The sequence below is a fragment of the Pollutimonas nitritireducens genome, from assembly GCF_002849615.1.
GTDB lineage: Bacteria > Pseudomonadota > Gammaproteobacteria > Burkholderiales > Burkholderiaceae_B > Pollutimonas > Pollutimonas nitritireducens.
Window position 1 is genome coordinate 239,448 of the sequence record NZ_PDNV01000001.1, and the last position, 16,448, is coordinate 255,895.

The 16,448-nt window shown below is 58.8% G+C and carries 14 protein-coding genes; 10 read left to right on the forward strand and 4 right to left on the reverse strand.

The features are described 5' to 3' along the window. Positions 1 to 8: 8 nt before the first annotated feature. From CR155_RS01145 to CR155_RS01155, 3 genes are all read right to left on the reverse strand, one after another. Positions 9 to 1,718 (reverse strand): hydantoinase B/oxoprolinase family protein, encoded by a 1,710-nt coding sequence (locus CR155_RS01145; RefSeq protein WP_102068174.1) that lies wholly within the window; start codon positions 1,716 to 1,718, stop codon positions 9 to 11. After that, positions 1,711 to 3,765 (reverse strand): hydantoinase/oxoprolinase family protein, encoded by a 2,055-nt coding sequence (locus CR155_RS01150; RefSeq protein ID WP_102068175.1) that lies wholly within the window; start codon positions 3,763 to 3,765, stop codon positions 1,711 to 1,713. Before CR155_RS01150 ends, CR155_RS01145 begins: the two co-directional genes overlap by 8 nt. A gap of 77 nt (positions 3,766 to 3,842) precedes the next feature. Next, complete coding sequence (locus tag CR155_RS01155; protein WP_102068176.1) at positions 3,843 to 4,826, reverse strand: Bug family tripartite tricarboxylate transporter substrate binding protein; 984 nt, start codon at positions 4,824 to 4,826, stop codon at positions 3,843 to 3,845. A 211-nt stretch (positions 4,827 to 5,037) separates the two neighbouring features. Here CR155_RS01155 and CR155_RS01160 point away from each other — a divergent pair, with 211 nt between their 5' ends. Together CR155_RS01160 and CR155_RS01165 are read left to right on the forward strand one after the other, a co-directional pair. Next, positions 5,038 to 5,937 carry a LysR family transcriptional regulator gene (locus CR155_RS01160; protein ID WP_102068177.1) on the forward strand — a complete coding sequence of 300 codons (900 nt, stop codon included), beginning with the start codon at positions 5,038 to 5,040 and terminating at the stop codon, positions 5,935 to 5,937. A 245-nt stretch (positions 5,938 to 6,182) separates the two neighbouring features. Next, complete coding sequence (locus tag CR155_RS01165; protein ID WP_102068178.1) at positions 6,183 to 7,751, forward strand: ABC transporter substrate-binding protein; 1,569 nt, start codon at positions 6,183 to 6,185, stop codon at positions 7,749 to 7,751. Between the two features lie 15 nt (positions 7,752 to 7,766). On the opposite strand, the gene CR155_RS01170 is transcribed toward CR155_RS01165, so the two are convergent. Next, a complete protein-coding gene (locus tag CR155_RS01170) occupies positions 7,767 to 8,684 on the reverse strand; it encodes a LysR substrate-binding domain-containing protein (protein WP_102068179.1) in 918 nt (305 codons plus the stop codon). 19 nt (positions 8,685 to 8,703) lie between these two features. Between CR155_RS01170 and CR155_RS01175 the strand changes: the two genes are divergently transcribed. Genes CR155_RS01175 through CR155_RS01210 form a run of 8 tightly spaced genes read left to right on the forward strand, consistent with a single transcriptional unit; the run spans position 8,704 to position 16,438 of the window. Continuing rightward, on the forward strand, positions 8,704 to 9,837 hold the full coding sequence (locus CR155_RS01175; protein WP_102068180.1) for an NAD(P)/FAD-dependent oxidoreductase: 1,134 nt from the start codon (positions 8,704 to 8,706) through the stop codon (positions 9,835 to 9,837). Then, positions 9,818 to 10,114 (forward strand): (2Fe-2S)-binding protein, encoded by a 297-nt coding sequence (locus CR155_RS01180; protein ID WP_102068181.1) that lies wholly within the window; start codon positions 9,818 to 9,820, stop codon positions 10,112 to 10,114. The genes CR155_RS01175 and CR155_RS01180 overlap by 20 nt, the downstream gene beginning before the upstream one ends. Then, positions 10,111 to 11,511: an NAD(P)/FAD-dependent oxidoreductase gene (locus CR155_RS01185; RefSeq protein ID WP_102068182.1), complete on the forward strand. Its 1,401-nt coding sequence runs from the start codon at positions 10,111 to 10,113 to the stop codon at positions 11,509 to 11,511. Before CR155_RS01180 ends, CR155_RS01185 begins: the two co-directional genes overlap by 4 nt. Next, positions 11,508 to 12,662: an NAD(P)/FAD-dependent oxidoreductase gene (locus tag CR155_RS01190; RefSeq protein ID WP_102068183.1), complete on the forward strand. Its 1,155-nt coding sequence runs from the start codon at positions 11,508 to 11,510 to the stop codon at positions 12,660 to 12,662. The genes CR155_RS01185 and CR155_RS01190 overlap by 4 nt, the downstream gene beginning before the upstream one ends. After that, positions 12,659 to 13,600 carry an ABC transporter permease gene (locus CR155_RS01195; protein ID WP_102068184.1) on the forward strand — a complete coding sequence of 314 codons (942 nt, stop codon included), beginning with the start codon at positions 12,659 to 12,661 and terminating at the stop codon, positions 13,598 to 13,600. Before CR155_RS01190 ends, CR155_RS01195 begins: the two co-directional genes overlap by 4 nt. Beyond that, on the forward strand, positions 13,597 to 14,460 hold the full coding sequence (locus tag CR155_RS01200) for an ABC transporter permease (protein WP_102068185.1): 864 nt from the start codon (positions 13,597 to 13,599) through the stop codon (positions 14,458 to 14,460). Before CR155_RS01195 ends, CR155_RS01200 begins: the two co-directional genes overlap by 4 nt. 2 nt (positions 14,461 to 14,462) lie before the next feature. Then, positions 14,463 to 15,461: an ABC transporter ATP-binding protein gene (locus tag CR155_RS01205; protein WP_102068186.1), complete on the forward strand. Its 999-nt coding sequence runs from the start codon at positions 14,463 to 14,465 to the stop codon at positions 15,459 to 15,461. After that, a complete protein-coding gene (locus CR155_RS01210) occupies positions 15,458 to 16,438 on the forward strand; it encodes an ABC transporter ATP-binding protein (RefSeq protein WP_102068187.1) in 981 nt (326 codons plus the stop codon). Before CR155_RS01205 ends, CR155_RS01210 begins: the two co-directional genes overlap by 4 nt. Positions 16,439 to 16,448: the final 10 nt, after the last annotated feature.

Consider the following 16,448-nt stretch of genomic DNA (forward strand, 5'->3'; position numbering starts at 1 on the left):
CGCCCCGCTTACCTTATCTCGCTCGAATAGCCGAAATCGCGCAAGGCACATTCCAACGACACCTTGCCATTGCGCACATCCTGTTCCACCAGTCCGCGGGGCCGACTTTGGGGCGCGCCAAAGCCACCTCCACCGGACGTCTCAATACGTACGCTTGCGTTTTTTTCAAGTGGCATATTGGCTGTTTTGGAAAACAGTTCCTGTTCCTGTCGCGTGCCAAAGTTCTGGATGAGCCTGGCCTGGCGGCCAACACCGCCCGATTTGACCCCCAACGCGCGGCCAATGACATGATTGTCCGAACGGGCTGAAAATGTGATGCCGTCGGCCCTTGCCCGAATCTGCTTGGCAATCCCCAAGCCGCCGCGCCGGAGCCCGGCCCCGCCTGAGTCGGGAATGAGTGCGTACTCGTCCACCAACAAGGGGTATTCGTTTTCCAGAGCTTCAATGGGTAGATTCGACGTATTCGTCATGTGCACGTGTACCGCGTCCATGCCGTCCTTGTCGAACCGCGCGCCGCTTCCGCCGCCCAATGTTTCAAGGTAAACGAAATCTCCCTCGCGCGTCCCCCAGTTGCCGGAGAAGACGATGGCAGGACAACAGTCGTTGCTGGCCGCCATGATCTTTTCCGGAGGCAACAAGCCCTGGAACGCGCCGAATATCGCTCCGGCCACTTTCTGCGCCGTGATACTGCGCGCGCCGACAGCCGCGGGCGGCCGGGGATTCGTGATGGTGCCCACGGGTGCATGGATGCTGATGGGTGCAAACAGCCCGGCATTAGGGGCTATATCGGGATCAAGAATGGCCTTGACTGCATAGTAAACAGAGGCCTTCATCGCACTCATTGGTAAATTCATGGCGCCGCGCGCCTGTCCGCTGGATCCCGTGAAATCGAAATGCAGGCTGCCGCCTTCGACAGTAAGGGCCACGCAGATGACAACGGGATCGCCGCCGCCCAGGCCGTCGTCGTCCATGTAGGATGTGTAGCGATAAGTCCCGGGCTTCAGTTCCTCGATCCGATTCATCACCCGGCGCTGCGTGTAGTTGATGAAGTCGTCAATCGACTGCTTGACCGCTTGCATGCCCATTTGCCCGATCAGCGCTCTCAGGGCTTCCGCGCCGCGCGTGTTCGTTCCTATTTGCACGTTCAGGTCCAGCCGCCGCTCTTCAGGATCGCGGGTGTTGTTGCAGATGATGCGCAGAAGGTCTTCATTCAATATGTGTCCCGCGACGATGCGGCACGCAGGAATTCGGATGCCTTCCTCGAAAATGGACTTTGATCCGCCTGCGATCGAACCGGGCACTGTTCCACCAACGTCGGAATGGTGGGCGATATTGGCTGTGAAAAAACTCAGCTCGCCGTCCCAGAAGACCGGGGTAACGATATTGATGTCTGGCAAATGACTGCCATTGGACAAATAAGGATCATTGCAGATGAATACGTCGCCGTCCCTGATGTCTGCAACGGGGAAGTCGTTCAACACCGACTCTATCGCCCCGTTCAGCGAACCCAGATGCAAGGGGATTTGCGTGCCCTGCGCCACAAGTCTGCCTAGCACGTCGAACAAAGCAACGGAACAATCCTTGCGCTCCTTGATATTGGTCGAGAACGACGAACGGATCAGCGTGTTGTTCATGTCTTCCGTAATCGTCAGGAGGCGGTTGCAGAATACTTCCATGCCGATCGGATCGGCGATCTTCAGCTCGGTACTCTTACTCATCGTCGTTTGCCCCTAGTCGTATGATCAAATTTCCATAAGCATCAATTTGGGCTTTGTGACCAATGCCTATCAGTGTCGTCGAACTCATCTCCTCGAGGATTGCCGGGCCAACGACAGTGACATTAGAAGGGACCAAGGCCCGATCGTAGACCCTGGCTTCCACCCAGCCGTGGTTCCGGTTGATATACACCTGCCGGCTGTGGAGATACGCGTCGGCCAGGGTGGTATCCACCTCGCGCTTGGATAAAGACACCTTGACCACCCGGCCAACTGCCTGCAGGCGCAGGTTGATGATATGTACCTTGCGTGTCGGGAGTTTATAACCGTATTCCCGAAGGTGGATGCTCTGGAATTCCTTCAGAAAATACTCATAGGCTGGATGAGTGCCTTCAGGAAAGGGAATCTGGATCTCGAAATTCTGGCCTTCGTACCGCGCATCAATGGAAAGGCGAAGAACCCGTTGCTCGACATCGATATTTTCAGAATCCAGCCAGTCATTCGCCTGGGTCTCGAGACCGGAAAACGACGCCATGACCCTATCCCACAATTCTGCTGAAGCGACGCTGATGTCGCTCTTCACAAAGTCGAAGGAAATATCCGCCAGCAATACACCCCGGGCGCACATGGTGCCGGGCTCCTGCGGCACAATGACGACCGGAATACCGCATTCCTCGGCTACCTCTACGGCATGCAGAGGGCCCGCACCACCGTAGGCGAACAAGGCAAACTTATCGAGGTTGTAGCCTTTCTCAGTCGACACGGACCGGATGGCGCGACTCATATTGGCCGTCGCAATGCGCAAGATCCCTTCGGCCGCCTCTTCTATCGACAGCGACAGGGGCTCGGCCACGTGTGTGCGGATGACTTCCTTCGCTTCTGCCGCGTACACCGGCATTTTGCCGCGCAAAAGGGTACGAGGGTTCAGGCGCTGCAGCGTAACCTCGGCGTCCGTGATGGTGGGCTCCCGCCCTCCGCGTCCATACGCCACCGGGCCCGGTACCGCACCTGCACTGTGGGGCCCTACTTTAAGCGCCCCCGCATCATCGCGCCACGCGATGCTCCCTCCGCCCGCGCCTATGACATGAATGTCCACCATCGGAATCTTCACCGGATAGCCAGCGACATTCCGGTGCGAAGTAAAGACCGCGCGACCCTGCTGAATCAACGAAACATCGGTGCTCGTACCCCCCACGTCGAAAGTCACCAGATCGGGGTGGCCAATCGCGGCGCCGATTATTGCCGCGCCCACGACGCCCGCGGCGGGCCCGGACAAGCAAGTACGCACGGGATAGTTTCGTACCGAGTCCATCGACATCAAGCCGCCATTCGAATGCACCGTTCTGGGTTCATTCGCAATACCAAGCTCGGTGGCACGCGTGAGAAAACGGTCGAGATAGCGGGACATCTTCGGACCTATCGTGGCGTTGAGCACTGTGGTGGACAAGCGCTCGTACTCGCGGAACTCCGGCAAAATGTCGCTGGACAGGCTAATGTACACCTCGGGCATGATCTCGAGTACGAGCTCCCTGGCCCGTCGCTCGTGGTCCGGGTTCTTGTAGGAATGAAGAAAACAAATAGTCACTGCGCCGACGTTTCTTTCCGCAAAGAACAGGGCGGCCTCCCGGACCTGATCTTCGTCCAGAGGGTGAAGCACCTTTCCATTCGAATCCACGCGTTCCAAGACCTCCCTGCGCAATTCACGTGGAACCAGCACGTCAGGCTTCTGGATGTTGTAGTCATACAAATGAGGACGAACCTGTCTTCCTATTTCCAGAATATCCCGGAAGCCGCGGGTGGTGATAAGGCCGACCGTGGCCCCCTTGCGTTCGATAATAAGATTCGTCGCCACCGTCGTGCCATGGCCAATATGTGAGACCTGGGATGGCGACACGCCCTGCTCTTCCAGCATCTCGGCCATGCCCGAAATAATGGCTTCGGATGGGTCATGAGGCGTGGACGGCGTCTTATAGAAAGATACCTCGCCGTCTTCGCTGATCATCGAGAGATCGGTGAAGGTCCCACCTACGTCAATACCTATGCGATACATGTGAGTTCCTGGCAATATGCTCCGCCGACCCGGCACCATAGTGCAGGACCGAAGGAACATAATCGTGTGGGTATGAGTTAATTAAGCTTGATGTTTGCTTGCTTGGTGACGCCGCACCATTTGGCAACCTCGCTGGTTACCATGGCTTTGAACGCTTCACCGACGATATCCGAAGGCTCAGCCCCCTGGTCGAGCAAATACTGCTTCAATGGACTGTGGTGGATCGTCGCCGCCAACGCCTTATTGAGCCGTTCAGTGATATTCGCAGGCAAGTTGGCCGGTCCAAAGACACCGAACCAGACCATGGCCTCGAAACCGGGGTAGCCCTGCTCCGCAACGGTCGGGACATCTGGCAGCAACGATGAGCGCGTCCTGGACGTCACGGCCAGAGCCTTTAACTTCTTGTCCTTGATATAGGGATACGAAGTCATCACCACATCCATCATTGCATCAACCTGTCCACCAACCAGATCAATCATGGCCGGTCCCGAGCCCCTGTAAGGAGCGTGGATCATCGTAATGCCTGCGGTTGACAGGAATAGTTCAGCGGCAAGGTGATTCGACGTCCCCACTCCGTTCGATGCGAAGGAGTACTTTTCCGGATGCTTTTTAACCAGATCGACGAATTCCTTCAGGGTGTCGGCCGGCACGGACTGATTCACGTCAAGCACGTTGGGAATCGTTGCCACGACCGCCAATGGCGTGAAATCTCTCACCGGGTCGTAGGCCAGCGATGGGTAGACACAGGACGCCGACGCGTTCGTACTGACGGTGCCCATCAGAATGGTATAACCGTCCGCAGGTTGCCGGGCGACATACGCGGACCCAACCGTCCCCCCCGCGCCGGCCTTGTTCTCGACGATCACATTGGCATTCAGCTCTTTGGCGACGCCTTCAGCCAGCTTACGGGCGACGAGGTCCGTCGACCCGCCCGCGGCAAATGGGACCACCATTCTTATGACCTGATCGTTTGGCCATGCTGCCAAGGCTGACGCGGCAATAACGGACGAGGCTGCACTGAATGCGACGGCCATAAAAGTCTTAGCTGGGATTTTCGTCATGGGGTTTGGTCTCAGGTGTGGGGGTTTCACGCTGCATGATGAAAATGATACGGATAAATGATGCGGTGGTCATAGATCAGATCTATTGTTAAATAAACCGCAACAATACTAGAATCGACCTTCAGAAGTGTGTGCGTGGAGCCCATGGCCGACGGGAGCGACCGCCGGTGCAGACAAGCCGAATTGAATCGCTTACAGGAAAATATGACACGTGGCGAAACCAGACCTCAATCTATTGGTTCAATTCGATGCATTGATGCAAACCAAAAGCGTGTCCAAGGCTGCCGACAGGCTCGGGCTTACCCAGCCTTCAATGAGCGCCGCGCTGGCACGTCTGCGGACCTTGTTCCATGATCCGCTGCTAAGTCGGGAGGGATCCGTATGGATACCCACGCAGAAAGCCATCGAGTTGCATCTCGACATGAAACCTTTGCTGGACAAATGGTCGGCCCATACAGCGGTTGAAGAGGAGTTCCATCCGCTTTACTCGCATCGAACGCTGGTCTTGTATGCGACGGATTACGTGCAGTTCAAGCTGGTACCCGAACTGGTAGCCGGGCTAACGAAAGACGCCCCTCATTTTCATCTGAAGGTCGTACCGGCCAAGCCCTTGCACGGCCTCACTATGCTGGACACCAATCATGCAGAGCTGATTGCCGGATACTTTCCGGCCGCCACTCCAGAATTACGGACGCGCTTTCTGTTCAACGAGCCCGCCAAGTGCATCGTCCGAATTGGACATCCCTGCCTTCAACAGAAGTGGACGCTTGACGAGTATCTGAAGCATGGTCACATCGACCTGTCTGCCCATACCGGATTTTTCAGCCGGGAAATCGCATCGCTACTCACCGACCAGCCCCGAAAACGCACGGTCGTTGCTACGCTTTCCAGCTATATGGTCTGCCCTCATGTGGTCGAACAGTCCAACTTGATCGCCACCGTGCCGAGCAGCGTGGCGGCGGAAGCGAAACGGACTCGGAAAATCCAGATTCTGGACGTACCATTCAATATTCCGACGCTGTCCATTTCCCTATATTGGCATGAACGTCATCAAACCGATCCGGCCCATGCGTGGCTGCGACAATACATTTCAAACCTGGATCTGACGTAAGCGGTTAGATGCAAAGCCGACCTTGGCGAAACGCAAGGAAAGACTCCTGGTGAATACCCTTATTTTCGCTGCATGGTGATATCGGTACTTACCCGGGTCCGGCGCGGAAGCCCACTAGGGAGTCGCCCTATATACCGTTACCCCATAACCTTTAGGAATACGACAGTTCAATAAAGGACTTTGACGTTACTTCATGACGTATCTAGGATTGCTTTCATTACAGCCACATTAATCCGGGAGACCACATGAAACTAAAAACGGCGTCTATCGTAACGTTCACCGTGCTGACCTTGAGCGCGGCCTTTTCCTCCTCCGTATACGCACAAGGCGCCGAAAGACCCACGCTGCGCATCAGCTCGGGCGCCTCAGATAACGCCACGCTCGATCCGCACCGCGCCACGTCCACGGCCGACAAAGGCGTCGCCAGCCAAATGTTCGATGCGCTTGTTCGGTTCCCGCCGGGCAGCGCGGATCCCACCAAGCTCGAGGCCGACCTCGCCGAAAGTTGGGAAACGTCGAAGGACAGCACCATCTGGACGTTCAAGCTGCGCCAGGGCGTCAAGTTTCATGGCGGCTATGGTGAGGTGAAGGCTGAAGATGTGGTCTATTCCCTCGAGCGTGCGGCAGATCCCAAGCGATCGAGCTTCGCCGCTACGTTTGGCGGCGTCGAGAAGGTGGAAGCCGTTGACGACTACACAGTCCGGGTAACGCTGAAGTATCCGGACTCGGGTTTCCTGGGACGAGTCTCTGATTACCACGGCGGGAATATCGTCAGCAAAGCGGCTGCCGAAAAGCTGGGCAACAAATTCGGCGCGTCGCCCATCGGAACGGGCCCATTTGCCTTTGGCGAGCATGTGACGCAGCAACATGTGCGACTGGTCGCCAATGACGACTATCATCGCGGCAAGCCGATGATCAGCGGTATCACTTACCGCATGATTCCTTCGGACAGTGCACGGGACATGGCGTTCTCGTCGAATGAAATCGACATTATCCAGGGCAAGCGCGAACAGCGGTGGGTGGAGCGGGCACGCAAGCGTGACGTGAATGTTGACATTTTCGAACCGGCGGAATTCCGCATCCTGCACCTCAACCGCAACATCAAGCCACTGGACAACGTGAAGGTACGCCAGGCGATCGCCGCGGCCGTCAACGTCGATGAAATAATCCGTTATGCGGGCAAGGACGTGGCGTCCAAGGGCTGCTCCGTCGTGCCCGAGGGCTATCTGGGCCATGACTGCAGCGCAGGTCCCTATAAATACGCTCCCGAGAATGCCAAAGCCTTATTGGCCGAGGCAGGTTTCCCCAATGGCATAGCGATCAAGTCCATTGTGTCGAATATCTCGGCACAGTTACCCATCATGGAAATTGTGCAGTCGCAATTGGCCAAGTCCGGCATCAAGCTGGAGCTCGAAGTGGTGGACCATGCAACGTATCAGGCGCGCAGCCGGCAGGATCAGAGCGCGATCGTGTTCTATGGCGCGGCCCGCTTCCCGAACGCCGATGCCTACTTATCGGAGTTCTTCGACTCAGCCGCGGCGATCGGCTCTCCCACTGCCATGTCGAACTTCTCGCACTGCTCTGTGGCCGATGAGAGCATACGGGCCGCGCGGATCGAACCGGAGGATGCCAAGCAACTGGCCTTGTGGAAAGATGCGCAAGCCAAGATACATGCGGACGTATGTGGCATCCCGCTGTTCGGTCTGAAACAGGTGTGGGCACACGGCAGCAATGTGGACTACGGATACAAGCTGGAGGGCTCGTTGAACCTGTCGCCGCCGATCACGGAAAAAACCACCGTGAAGGCTCAATAAGCCACGATGGCCGGTTCACTGTCCATGAAGCAATTCATTAGACACCTCTTGAGCCACCACGCGGGCCTCGTGCATGAACGCCTCGATGAGGTGCGCGTTGCGCGAGGTCCGCATGCGGCACAACTGGAACTTGAAGAAAGTTTCTGGATCGAAGCGGCGCAATGCAATACGACCCTGCGTGCCCTCGGCAAAAAGCGGATGAATCAACGACACGCCCATGCCGGCGGCCACGAATTCGCACACCGTCGGCGCGGTCACCGTATCGAGCACGTAATTCAATTTCGCGCCGACCGCATCGAATGCCTTTTGCACCAACTCGTCGGTTTGGCTGCCTGCAGCAAAGGACACGAAGGGAATCCCGTCCAGGTCGGAAGCGCGGATTACCCGCTTCTTGGTCAGCGCATGATTCATCGGCATCGCGCAGAACAGCGGCGAAGAAATCAGTGGCTCCCGATCGATGTAAGGATTCTCCACGCGACTCCCAACCAGCGCGACATCGATTTGTCGCGTAACAAGCCAGTCGGCCAGGAATTGCGAACCTCTCGTCTGAATAGACACATGCACCATGGGATGCGATTTGATGAAGTTCATAGTGACACGACGCACGAACGAGCCCGACAAGGCGGGCATGACGCCCACCGTCAATTGCCGCTGCTCGTCGCGGCGTATGGAATCGACAGCCTGTTCGAGCTGGCGCAAGCCGGTGAATACCCGATCGATCTCTTCATACAGGCGCATGCCATGACTCGTAGGCGCAAGCTTGCCCCGCACCCGGTCGAAAAGGCTCAGTCCTGTGTCTTCCTCCAGCTTGCTCAGCAGCTTGCTGACAGCAGGCTGGGACACAAACAGAGCATCGGCTGCGCGACTGACAGTGCCCAGCTCGACCACCGCTTTAAATGCCTCGACCTGCCGCAGATTGAGCGAATTCTTCATACTTCTCCATCGAATCAACATGCCAAGATCTGAATCTTATGACGTAATTGTCATCGGCGCTGGCATGGTGGGCGCCGCCGTCGCCTACGGCTTGGCGAGCGCCCATACCCGGGTGCTGGTCCTGGACGGTGGCGATACCGACTTTCGCGCCGCCAAGGCAAATTTCGGCCTTGTGTGGGTACAAGGAAAAGGTTGGGGGAATCCGGCATATCAACGGCTGTCGCACGAAGCCGCCCAACTGTGGCCGGCGTTCGCCGATCAGCTGATGGACGAGACCGGCATATGCCTGGACTACGAAAGCAAAGGCGGACTGAATTTCTGTGTGGGCGAATCTCAACTGGAGGCGCGCAGAATACGTTTATCGCAATGGCACGGGGAAACGCCCGAACGCGTTCCCTGTACGCAGATGCTGGATCGTACATCGTTGCGAAAGCTATTGCCCGGAGTGCGCCTCGGCAAGGAAGTCAGCGGGGCAAGCTTCGGCACGACCGATGGACATGTCAATCCGCTGCGCCTGTTGGCTGCGCTGCAGAAAGGCCTGGTCCATCGCGGAGGAACCCTGCTGGGCAACCATGCTGTAAAGGGCGTATCGGCGCTTAGTCAGGGTGGTTTTTCTGTGCAAGCGAATCTTCAACGGTTCGACGCGGCACAAATCGTTATTGCGGCCGGCCTGGGCTCGTCCGCCTTGGGGCCGATGATCGGACTGGATGTGCCATTGCGCCCACAACGAGGGCAACTGATGGTGACGGAACGCCTTGCGCCGCTATTGCCACTGCCAGCCAGCGGAATCCGCCAGACACGGGAAGGCACGGTAATGATAGGCCTGACCCAGGAAGACGTTGGCTTCGACCTGAGCACCACGTCGGCGGCAGCCGCCCAGATGAGCCGGCAGGCCTTGCAAATATTGCCCGACCTGGCCCGAGCGCGATTGATACGCCAATGGTCCTGCCTGCGCATCATGACACCAGATGGCTGTCCGGTGTACGCGGAGTCAGCCGCCTATCCTGGCGCGTGGATCGCGCTTTGTCACTCCGGCGTCACGTTGGCGTCATTCCATGCGGGACCATTGGCCGACTCCTTGCGCAACGCCAAGCTGGATTCCCGTCTGAATTTTTTTCATCATGAGCGATTCGATGTTTCATCAACTGAGTGATCCCGGCGCGCAAGCGCTTACCCTGACCATCGATGGCCAGCCCGTCACGGCTAGTCCGGGCGAAACCGTTGCCTCGGTCTTGCTGCGACAAGATTCGCCGGTTGCGCGCAGCACGCCCGTGCATGGCAACCCGCGCGCTCCTTATTGCATGATGGGCGTCTGTTTTGACTGCCTCGCTACGGTGGATGGCGTTGCATCGACACAGACCTGCCTGGTTGCCGTGCGTGACGGCATGACGGTCGAACGCCAGCATGGCAAGCGGAGCATCGCAACATGACGCGCAAATACGATTTGACCATCATCGGGGCAGGCCCCGCCGGCATGAGCGCCGCCATTCGCGCTACCGGACTGGGCCTTAAAGTGCTGGTGGTGGATGAGCAACCAGCACCGGGCGGGCAAATATGGCGCGCCGTCGAAGCGGTTGCAGACACCAGAACTGGCGCACTTCTAGGCGAAGAATACCGCGCCGGACAGGCCGTGGCGCACGCGTTCAAACATTGCGGCGCCGAGTACCAGTCCAACACCCAGGTGTGGCAACTCGAGCCAGGCTGGCATATTTACATGAGCCAGACCCAAAAGGCCGAGATCGTACAGGCGGACAACGTGTTGTTGGCGACGGGGGCGCAAGAACGTCCCGCCCCGTTTCCGGGCTGGACCTTGCCGGGTGTGATGACCGTCGGCGCGGCGCAGATCACCCTGAAGATATCGCATCAAATCCCTACCGATCCGGTGTGGATTGCAGGCAGCGGGCCGTTGGTTTTGCTGTACATGACGCAGCTACTTCAAGCCGGGGGAAAGATCGCAGGTTGGCTGGACACGGCGCCGATAGGCAGCTGGCGGCGCGGCATGCCGCATTTTCTTGCGGCCATGGGAAACTGGCGCGACATGCGTAAGGGGTATCAATGGATCAAGAGACTGGAAGCCGCCAGGGTGCCAATTTTTCGTGGCGTGCGCCAGTTCCGTGCGCAGGGCGAAGGGCGGCTGACGCATGTCGTGTATGAGAGCAGCGACGGCGTCACCCATCGCATACCCGCCCGTTTGTTACTGGTGCATGAGGGCATCGTGCCGTCCATACACATGACCCGTTCGCTGGAATGCACCCATACATGGTTGCCTGCCCAGGCATGTCTTGCGCCGAACGTGGATACCTGGGGCCAAACCAGCCAGGCTGGCGTGTTCGCAGCTGGCGACGCGACGGGCATTGGCGGCGCGCGTGCGGCACAAGTGCGGGGCGAGATCGCGGCGATCGGCGTGGCGTTGCGCCTGAACAAGATAACCGCACAGGAAGCCGACCACGTCGCCCTGCCATTGCGCAGAAAACTCGACAAGGAACTTGCCATCCGACCCATGCTGGACGCCATGTATCCACCCGATCAACGCGTATTCCAGCCCTCGGACGATACTATCGTCTGCCGATGCGAAGAACTGACTGCGGGCGATATCCGGGCGGCGGCCAAAGTCGGCAGACCCGGTCCCAATCAGATCAAATCCATCACACGGGCCGGGATGGGGCCTTGCCAGGGCCGCCAATGCGGCTACACCATCGCGCATATCCTGGCGGCAGAGCATAAGTGCCATGTCAGCGAGGTGGGTTTCTATCGCATTCGGCCGCCCCTGAAACCTTTGACCCTTGGCGAACTGGCTTCGCTGGATATCGGAGACGACCTGCCATGACGGGCAACACTTACGACGTCGCCGTCATCGGGGGCGGTCTGCACGGCTTATCAGCAGCCCTGCATCTGGCGCGTGCCGGCAAGCGCGTGGTCGTGATAGAACGGGCCTGGGTGGGCCGCCACGCGTCGGGCGCGACGGCCGCTGGCGTACGAACGCTGAACCGCGACCGCGGGGAACTCGACTTATCGCTCGAGTCCATGGAGATGTGGCATGGACTCCAGTCGCTGGTAGGCGACAACTGCGGCTTCAACCCCAGCGGCCAGATCTGCGTTGCAGAAAGCCAGGCCACGCTGGACAGCCTTGCGTCGCGCGTGACCTCCTTGCGTCAGGAGGGTTACACCCACGAAGAGCTGATCGGTCCCGACGAACTGCGTCGCTGGCTGCCCGCGCTAAGCCACCATTGCCTGGGCGCAACCCTTGCCCGGCGCGATGGCGCGGCCGATCCGCACCGGATGCTGCGCGCATTCCGTCAAAGCGCGGAAGCGGCAGGCGTCGTCATCAAGGAGCAATGCGGCGTCACCGCAATCGAGCGCCGTGGCAACGATTGGGCGATAAAGGCCACTCAACACGAATGGGTGGTGCCTGTGGTCGTGAATGCCGCCGGAGCCTGGTCCGCCAGGGTGGCGGCCATGGTGGGCGACGATATCCCACTGGCTACGAAGTCTTCCATGATGATGGTCAGCGAGCGGCTTTCACCTTTCATCAAGCCGGTGGTATCCATCATGGGTCGATCACTGTCATTCAAGCAATCGGACCAGGGCACGCTGGTCATTGGCGGTGGGCTGCAAGGCATACCGGATCTGGATAAGGAATCATCGACCGCAAGAATGCGCGTCCTGGCCAAGGGCGCGCGCGCAGCAACCGATCTGTTCCCCGGGGTACGCACGATCCGGATTATCCGCGTCTGGGCCGGACTCGAGGCCAAAACGGACGATATGCTGCCCGTTGTCGGTGCATCCCCCAATGCACCCGGGGTCTTCCACGCGTTCGGATTCTCCGGTCACGGATTCCAGCTCGTTCCAGTCGTCGGCGCGGCATTGGCTGATCTGATCGTGCGCGGTACCACCGCGCGCCGGATTGAGCACCTGAGCGCCCAGCGCCTCATGGCGCCCGATACGGCGAAAAAGACTTTGACGGAGCCATCCTCATGATGCGTTTTGCCATTAAACGGCTCCTGCTTGCCGTTCCAACCCTGCTGGCCATGCTGACCGTGGTCTTCATCCTGGTGCGGCTGGTGCCCGGCGATCCGGCAGCCGTCATGCTGGGCGACCAGGCCAGCGCCGAAGCACTTGATGCACTGCGCATACAACTGGGCTTGGACCAGCCTGTGTTGCAGCAGTACCTGTCGTTCCTGGGCGATATCCTGACCGGCGATTTCGGCGTGTCCATGTCCACGGGCAGGAGTGTATTGCACGAAGTCGCGCAGGTGCTTCCCTGGACCCTGCAATTAACTGCCGCCGCGATCCTGATCGGTTCGGTATTCGGCCTGCCTTTGGGCGTGTGGGCAGCACTGCGGCGCAACGCCTGGCCCGATTACCTGGGTCGGCTGCTGTCGTTGACCGGACTGTCATTCCCCGCTTTTGTGTCGGCCATCCTGATGCTGCTCGTTTTCGCCATTCAGCTGAACTGGTTTCCAGTCATCAGCTCGACACGCGCAGACGATTGGGCCTCGCAAATGCGCAACCTGGCGCTGCCGGCCTTCAACCTGGGCTTGATCATGATGGCCTATGTCATGCGGGTAACGCGCTCGTCCATGCTAAGCGTGATGGGCGAAGACTATATTCGCACTGCACGCGCCAAAGGTATCCGGCCCATGCGGCTTATCTTGCGCCATGGCCTGCGCAACGCATTGATTCCCATCGTGACCGTCGTAGGTCTGTACTTCGGCACACTGATCGGAAACTCAGTACTGACTGAGATCGTCTTCAACCGGCCAGGCCTGGGCAAGCTGATTCTCGGCGCACTCAATGTGCGCGACTACACCTTGCTGCAAGGACTGATGATCGTGTTCGCCTCCTGCGTCATTGTCGTGAATCTATTAACCGACCTGGTCTACGGGCTGGTCGACCCAAGGGTGAAATACCAATGAGTGCTATCGTTTCCGTTGCACCGCGCCCCAATGCGCTATGGCTGGCACTGCGCAAGAACCGCCTGTCCTGGGTCGGGCTGGGACTTCTGATGTTGATCGTCTTCACCGCCCTGTTCGCCCCCTGGATCGCGCCGCACGATCCCTTGCAACAGAACATCGCCTATCGGCTCGAACCGCCATCCGCTGAATTCTGGCTCGGTACCGACAGCTATGGACGAGATGTACTATCGCGCCTGATTTACGGGACTCGGGTGTCGCTATTGGTGGGCTTCGTAGCCATCCTCATCGCGATGGCGATAGGTTCATCGCTGGGTGTGCTGGCCGGCTATATCGGCGGATTATTCGACCGCCTGGTGATGGGGCTGGTTGACGTACTGCTGTCCTTCCCCACCCTGGTGCTGGGACTGATGATCGCGGCCATGCTGGGTGCCAGCCTCCAGAACCTGATCATTGCCATCGCCATCACTGAAATCGCTCCCTTCGTCCGGGTAGCACGGGCCCCCACGATCGCCTTGAAGCAGCGCGATTTCATCGAGGCCGGGCGGGCGCTGGGCTACGGTCCGCTACGCTTGATGGGTGTTCACATCGTGCCCAACATGATCTCCGATGTGGTGGTACTGGGTTCTTTATGGATGGCCTCCGCCATCCGGACCGAGGCATCGCTGAGCTTCATCGGCCTGGGCGTGCCACCCCCAACGGCCACATGGGGCAGCATGATCAGAGAAGGCTTTGAAAACATACTGGACGCCTGGTGGCTCACCGTCTTCCCCAGCCTTGCCATCCTCCTGACAGTACTCGCCTTGAATCTGCTCGGCGATGCGCTTCGGGATGCCATTGATCCCAAGCTTCGCTCGGAGTAAGCATGCAAACCACTACACCTACGCTCGAGCTTCGGAACCTGAGCACCGAATTCCGCATTGGCGGTGAGTGGCACGCCGCCATACGCAACGTGTCGTTGTCTGTCGACAAGAATGAGACCCTGGCAATCGTCGGGGAATCGGGTAGCGGCAAGAGCGTGACGGCCCTGTCGATCCTGCGTCTCATGCCTCAGACCGGCGCACGGCATGGAGGTGGCGAAGTGCTGCTGGAAGGAAATGACCTTTACAAGCTATCCGAAAAACAAATGTCCCGGTTGCGCGGCGATGCCATCGCAATGATTTTCCAGGAGCCGATGACATCACTGAATCCGACCATGACCGTGGGCGACCAGATCGCAGAAGCGGTGCGCCAGCATCGCAAGCTGGGCTGGAGCGAGGCTCGAAAGATAGCCTTGGAGGTACTCGAAGAGGTCAAGATCCCCGCTGCCGCGACACGTTTCAACGATTACCCGCATCAGTTCTCGGGCGGCATGCGACAACGCGTGATGATCGCCATGGCGCTGGCCTGCAAGCCCAAGGTTCTCCTGGCCGACGAACCGACGACCGCGCTGGACGTGACGATACAAGCACAGATCCTCACCCTGCTTGACGATTTAAAGAAGGCCTATGGCATGTCGGTCATCTTCATTACCCATAATCTGGGCGTCGTGGCCCAGATCGCTGACCGCGTGGCCGTCATGTATGGTGGTGAAGTGGTCGAACTGGCCGAGGTGAATGCGCTCTTTGCGCGTCCCGCGCACCCGTATACGGAGGCGCTGCTGCGCGTCATGCCCCGCGTTGACGCCAATGCGGCGACACTGGAGCCCATACCAGGCAGCGTACCGGCCATTACGGCCATCCCGGCGGGCTGCACCTTTGCGGCACGATGCGCGTTGCGCGAGCCGATCTGTGAAGCCCAACATCCCCCCTTGACCGAACTTCCGGGCAGCAAGCAACAAGTCCGCTGCTTTGTGCGGGCACGCCAAGCCGAAGGACACGCATGAATACCCTGCTGCAAGTACGCAACCTGGTCAAACGTTTCGAAAGTGGCGGCGGCTTGCTTGGCGCACCCAAGCAAATCGTAAGAGCCATCAATGACGTCTCATTCGACGTCGGCCGCGGCCAGTCGATCGGATTGGTGGGTGAGTCCGGCTGCGGCAAATCCACCGTGGCCCGGACCCTATTGCGCCTGATCGAACCTGATTCAGGATCGATCCACTTCAACGGTATCGACGTGCGAGGAGCCGATGCTGCAGAGCTTCGAAAGCTGCGCCAGCGTATCCAAATCGTGTTCCAAGACCCCTTTGCCTCGTTGAACCCGCGACGCACCGTCCGCCAGACGCTCGCCGAGCCGCTGCGGGTACACCGCATCGGCAAGCAATCCGACATCGAGTCGAAAATCACGAAAACGCTGGACGAAGTCGGCCTGCCACAATCCGCCATGGATCGCTATCCCCACGAATTCTCCGGAGGACAGCGACAGCGCATCGGCATCGCCCGCGCACTGGTGCTTGACCCAGAGCTAATCGTTGCCGACGAGCCGGTCTCCGCGTTGGATGTGTCGGTACAGGCTCAAATCCTGCAGTTGCTTGAACGCCTTAAAACCGAAAGGCAGTTGTCGTTCGTGTTCGTCTCGCATGACTTGGGCGTCGTTCGCCATTTCTGTGATGAGGTTTGTGTCATGTATCTGGGTCGCATCATCGAAAGCGGCCCTACCGCGCAGGTATTGGACTCACCGTTCCATCCGTACAGCCGCGTGCTTCGGGACTCGTCGCCGGTGCCGGATCCCGCTGCACGCATCAAGCTGTCCCGGATCGTAGGAGAAGTTCCAGCCCCCACGAACTTGCCCACCGGTTGCACCTACCACCCCCGCTGCGCACGGATGCAGCCGGAATGCAAGGTTACGGCGCCCGCCTTGCTGGGTATGCAGGCAGATAGGCAGGCGGCATGTTTCTTTCCGATGGAGTCTACAACGGACTAGTCGGCTCAAA

Excerpts from the sequence above, each read along its gene's own strand:
- CR155_RS01145 (WP_102068174.1), bottom strand. The coding sequence starts at position 1,718 with ATGAGTAAGAGTACCGAGCTGAAGATCGCCGATCCGATCGGCATGGAA.
- CR155_RS01150 (WP_102068175.1), bottom strand. The coding sequence starts at position 3,765 with ATGTATCGCATAGGTATTGACGTAGGTGGGACCTTCACCGATCTCTCG.
- CR155_RS01155 (WP_102068176.1), bottom strand. The coding sequence starts at position 4,826 with ATGACGAAAATCCCAGCTAAGACTTTTATGGCCGTCGCATTCAGTGCA.
- CR155_RS01165 (WP_102068178.1), top strand. The coding sequence starts at position 6,183 with ATGAAACTAAAAACGGCGTCTATCGTAACGTTCACCGTGCTGACCTTG.
- CR155_RS01170 (WP_102068179.1), bottom strand. The coding sequence starts at position 8,684 with ATGAAGAATTCGCTCAATCTGCGGCAGGTCGAGGCATTTAAAGCGGTG.
- CR155_RS01175 (WP_102068180.1), top strand. The coding sequence starts at position 8,704 with ATGCCAAGATCTGAATCTTATGACGTAATTGTCATCGGCGCTGGCATG.
- CR155_RS01180 (WP_102068181.1), top strand. The coding sequence starts at position 9,818 with ATGTTTCATCAACTGAGTGATCCCGGCGCGCAAGCGCTTACCCTGACC.
- CR155_RS01185 (WP_102068182.1), top strand. The coding sequence starts at position 10,111 with ATGACGCGCAAATACGATTTGACCATCATCGGGGCAGGCCCCGCCGGC.
- CR155_RS01190 (WP_102068183.1), top strand. The coding sequence starts at position 11,508 with ATGACGGGCAACACTTACGACGTCGCCGTCATCGGGGGCGGTCTGCAC.
- CR155_RS01195 (WP_102068184.1), top strand. The coding sequence starts at position 12,659 with ATGATGCGTTTTGCCATTAAACGGCTCCTGCTTGCCGTTCCAACCCTG.
- CR155_RS01200 (WP_102068185.1), top strand. The coding sequence starts at position 13,597 with ATGAGTGCTATCGTTTCCGTTGCACCGCGCCCCAATGCGCTATGGCTG.
- CR155_RS01205 (WP_102068186.1), top strand. The coding sequence starts at position 14,463 with ATGCAAACCACTACACCTACGCTCGAGCTTCGGAACCTGAGCACCGAA.
- CR155_RS01210 (WP_102068187.1), top strand. The coding sequence starts at position 15,458 with ATGAATACCCTGCTGCAAGTACGCAACCTGGTCAAACGTTTCGAAAGT.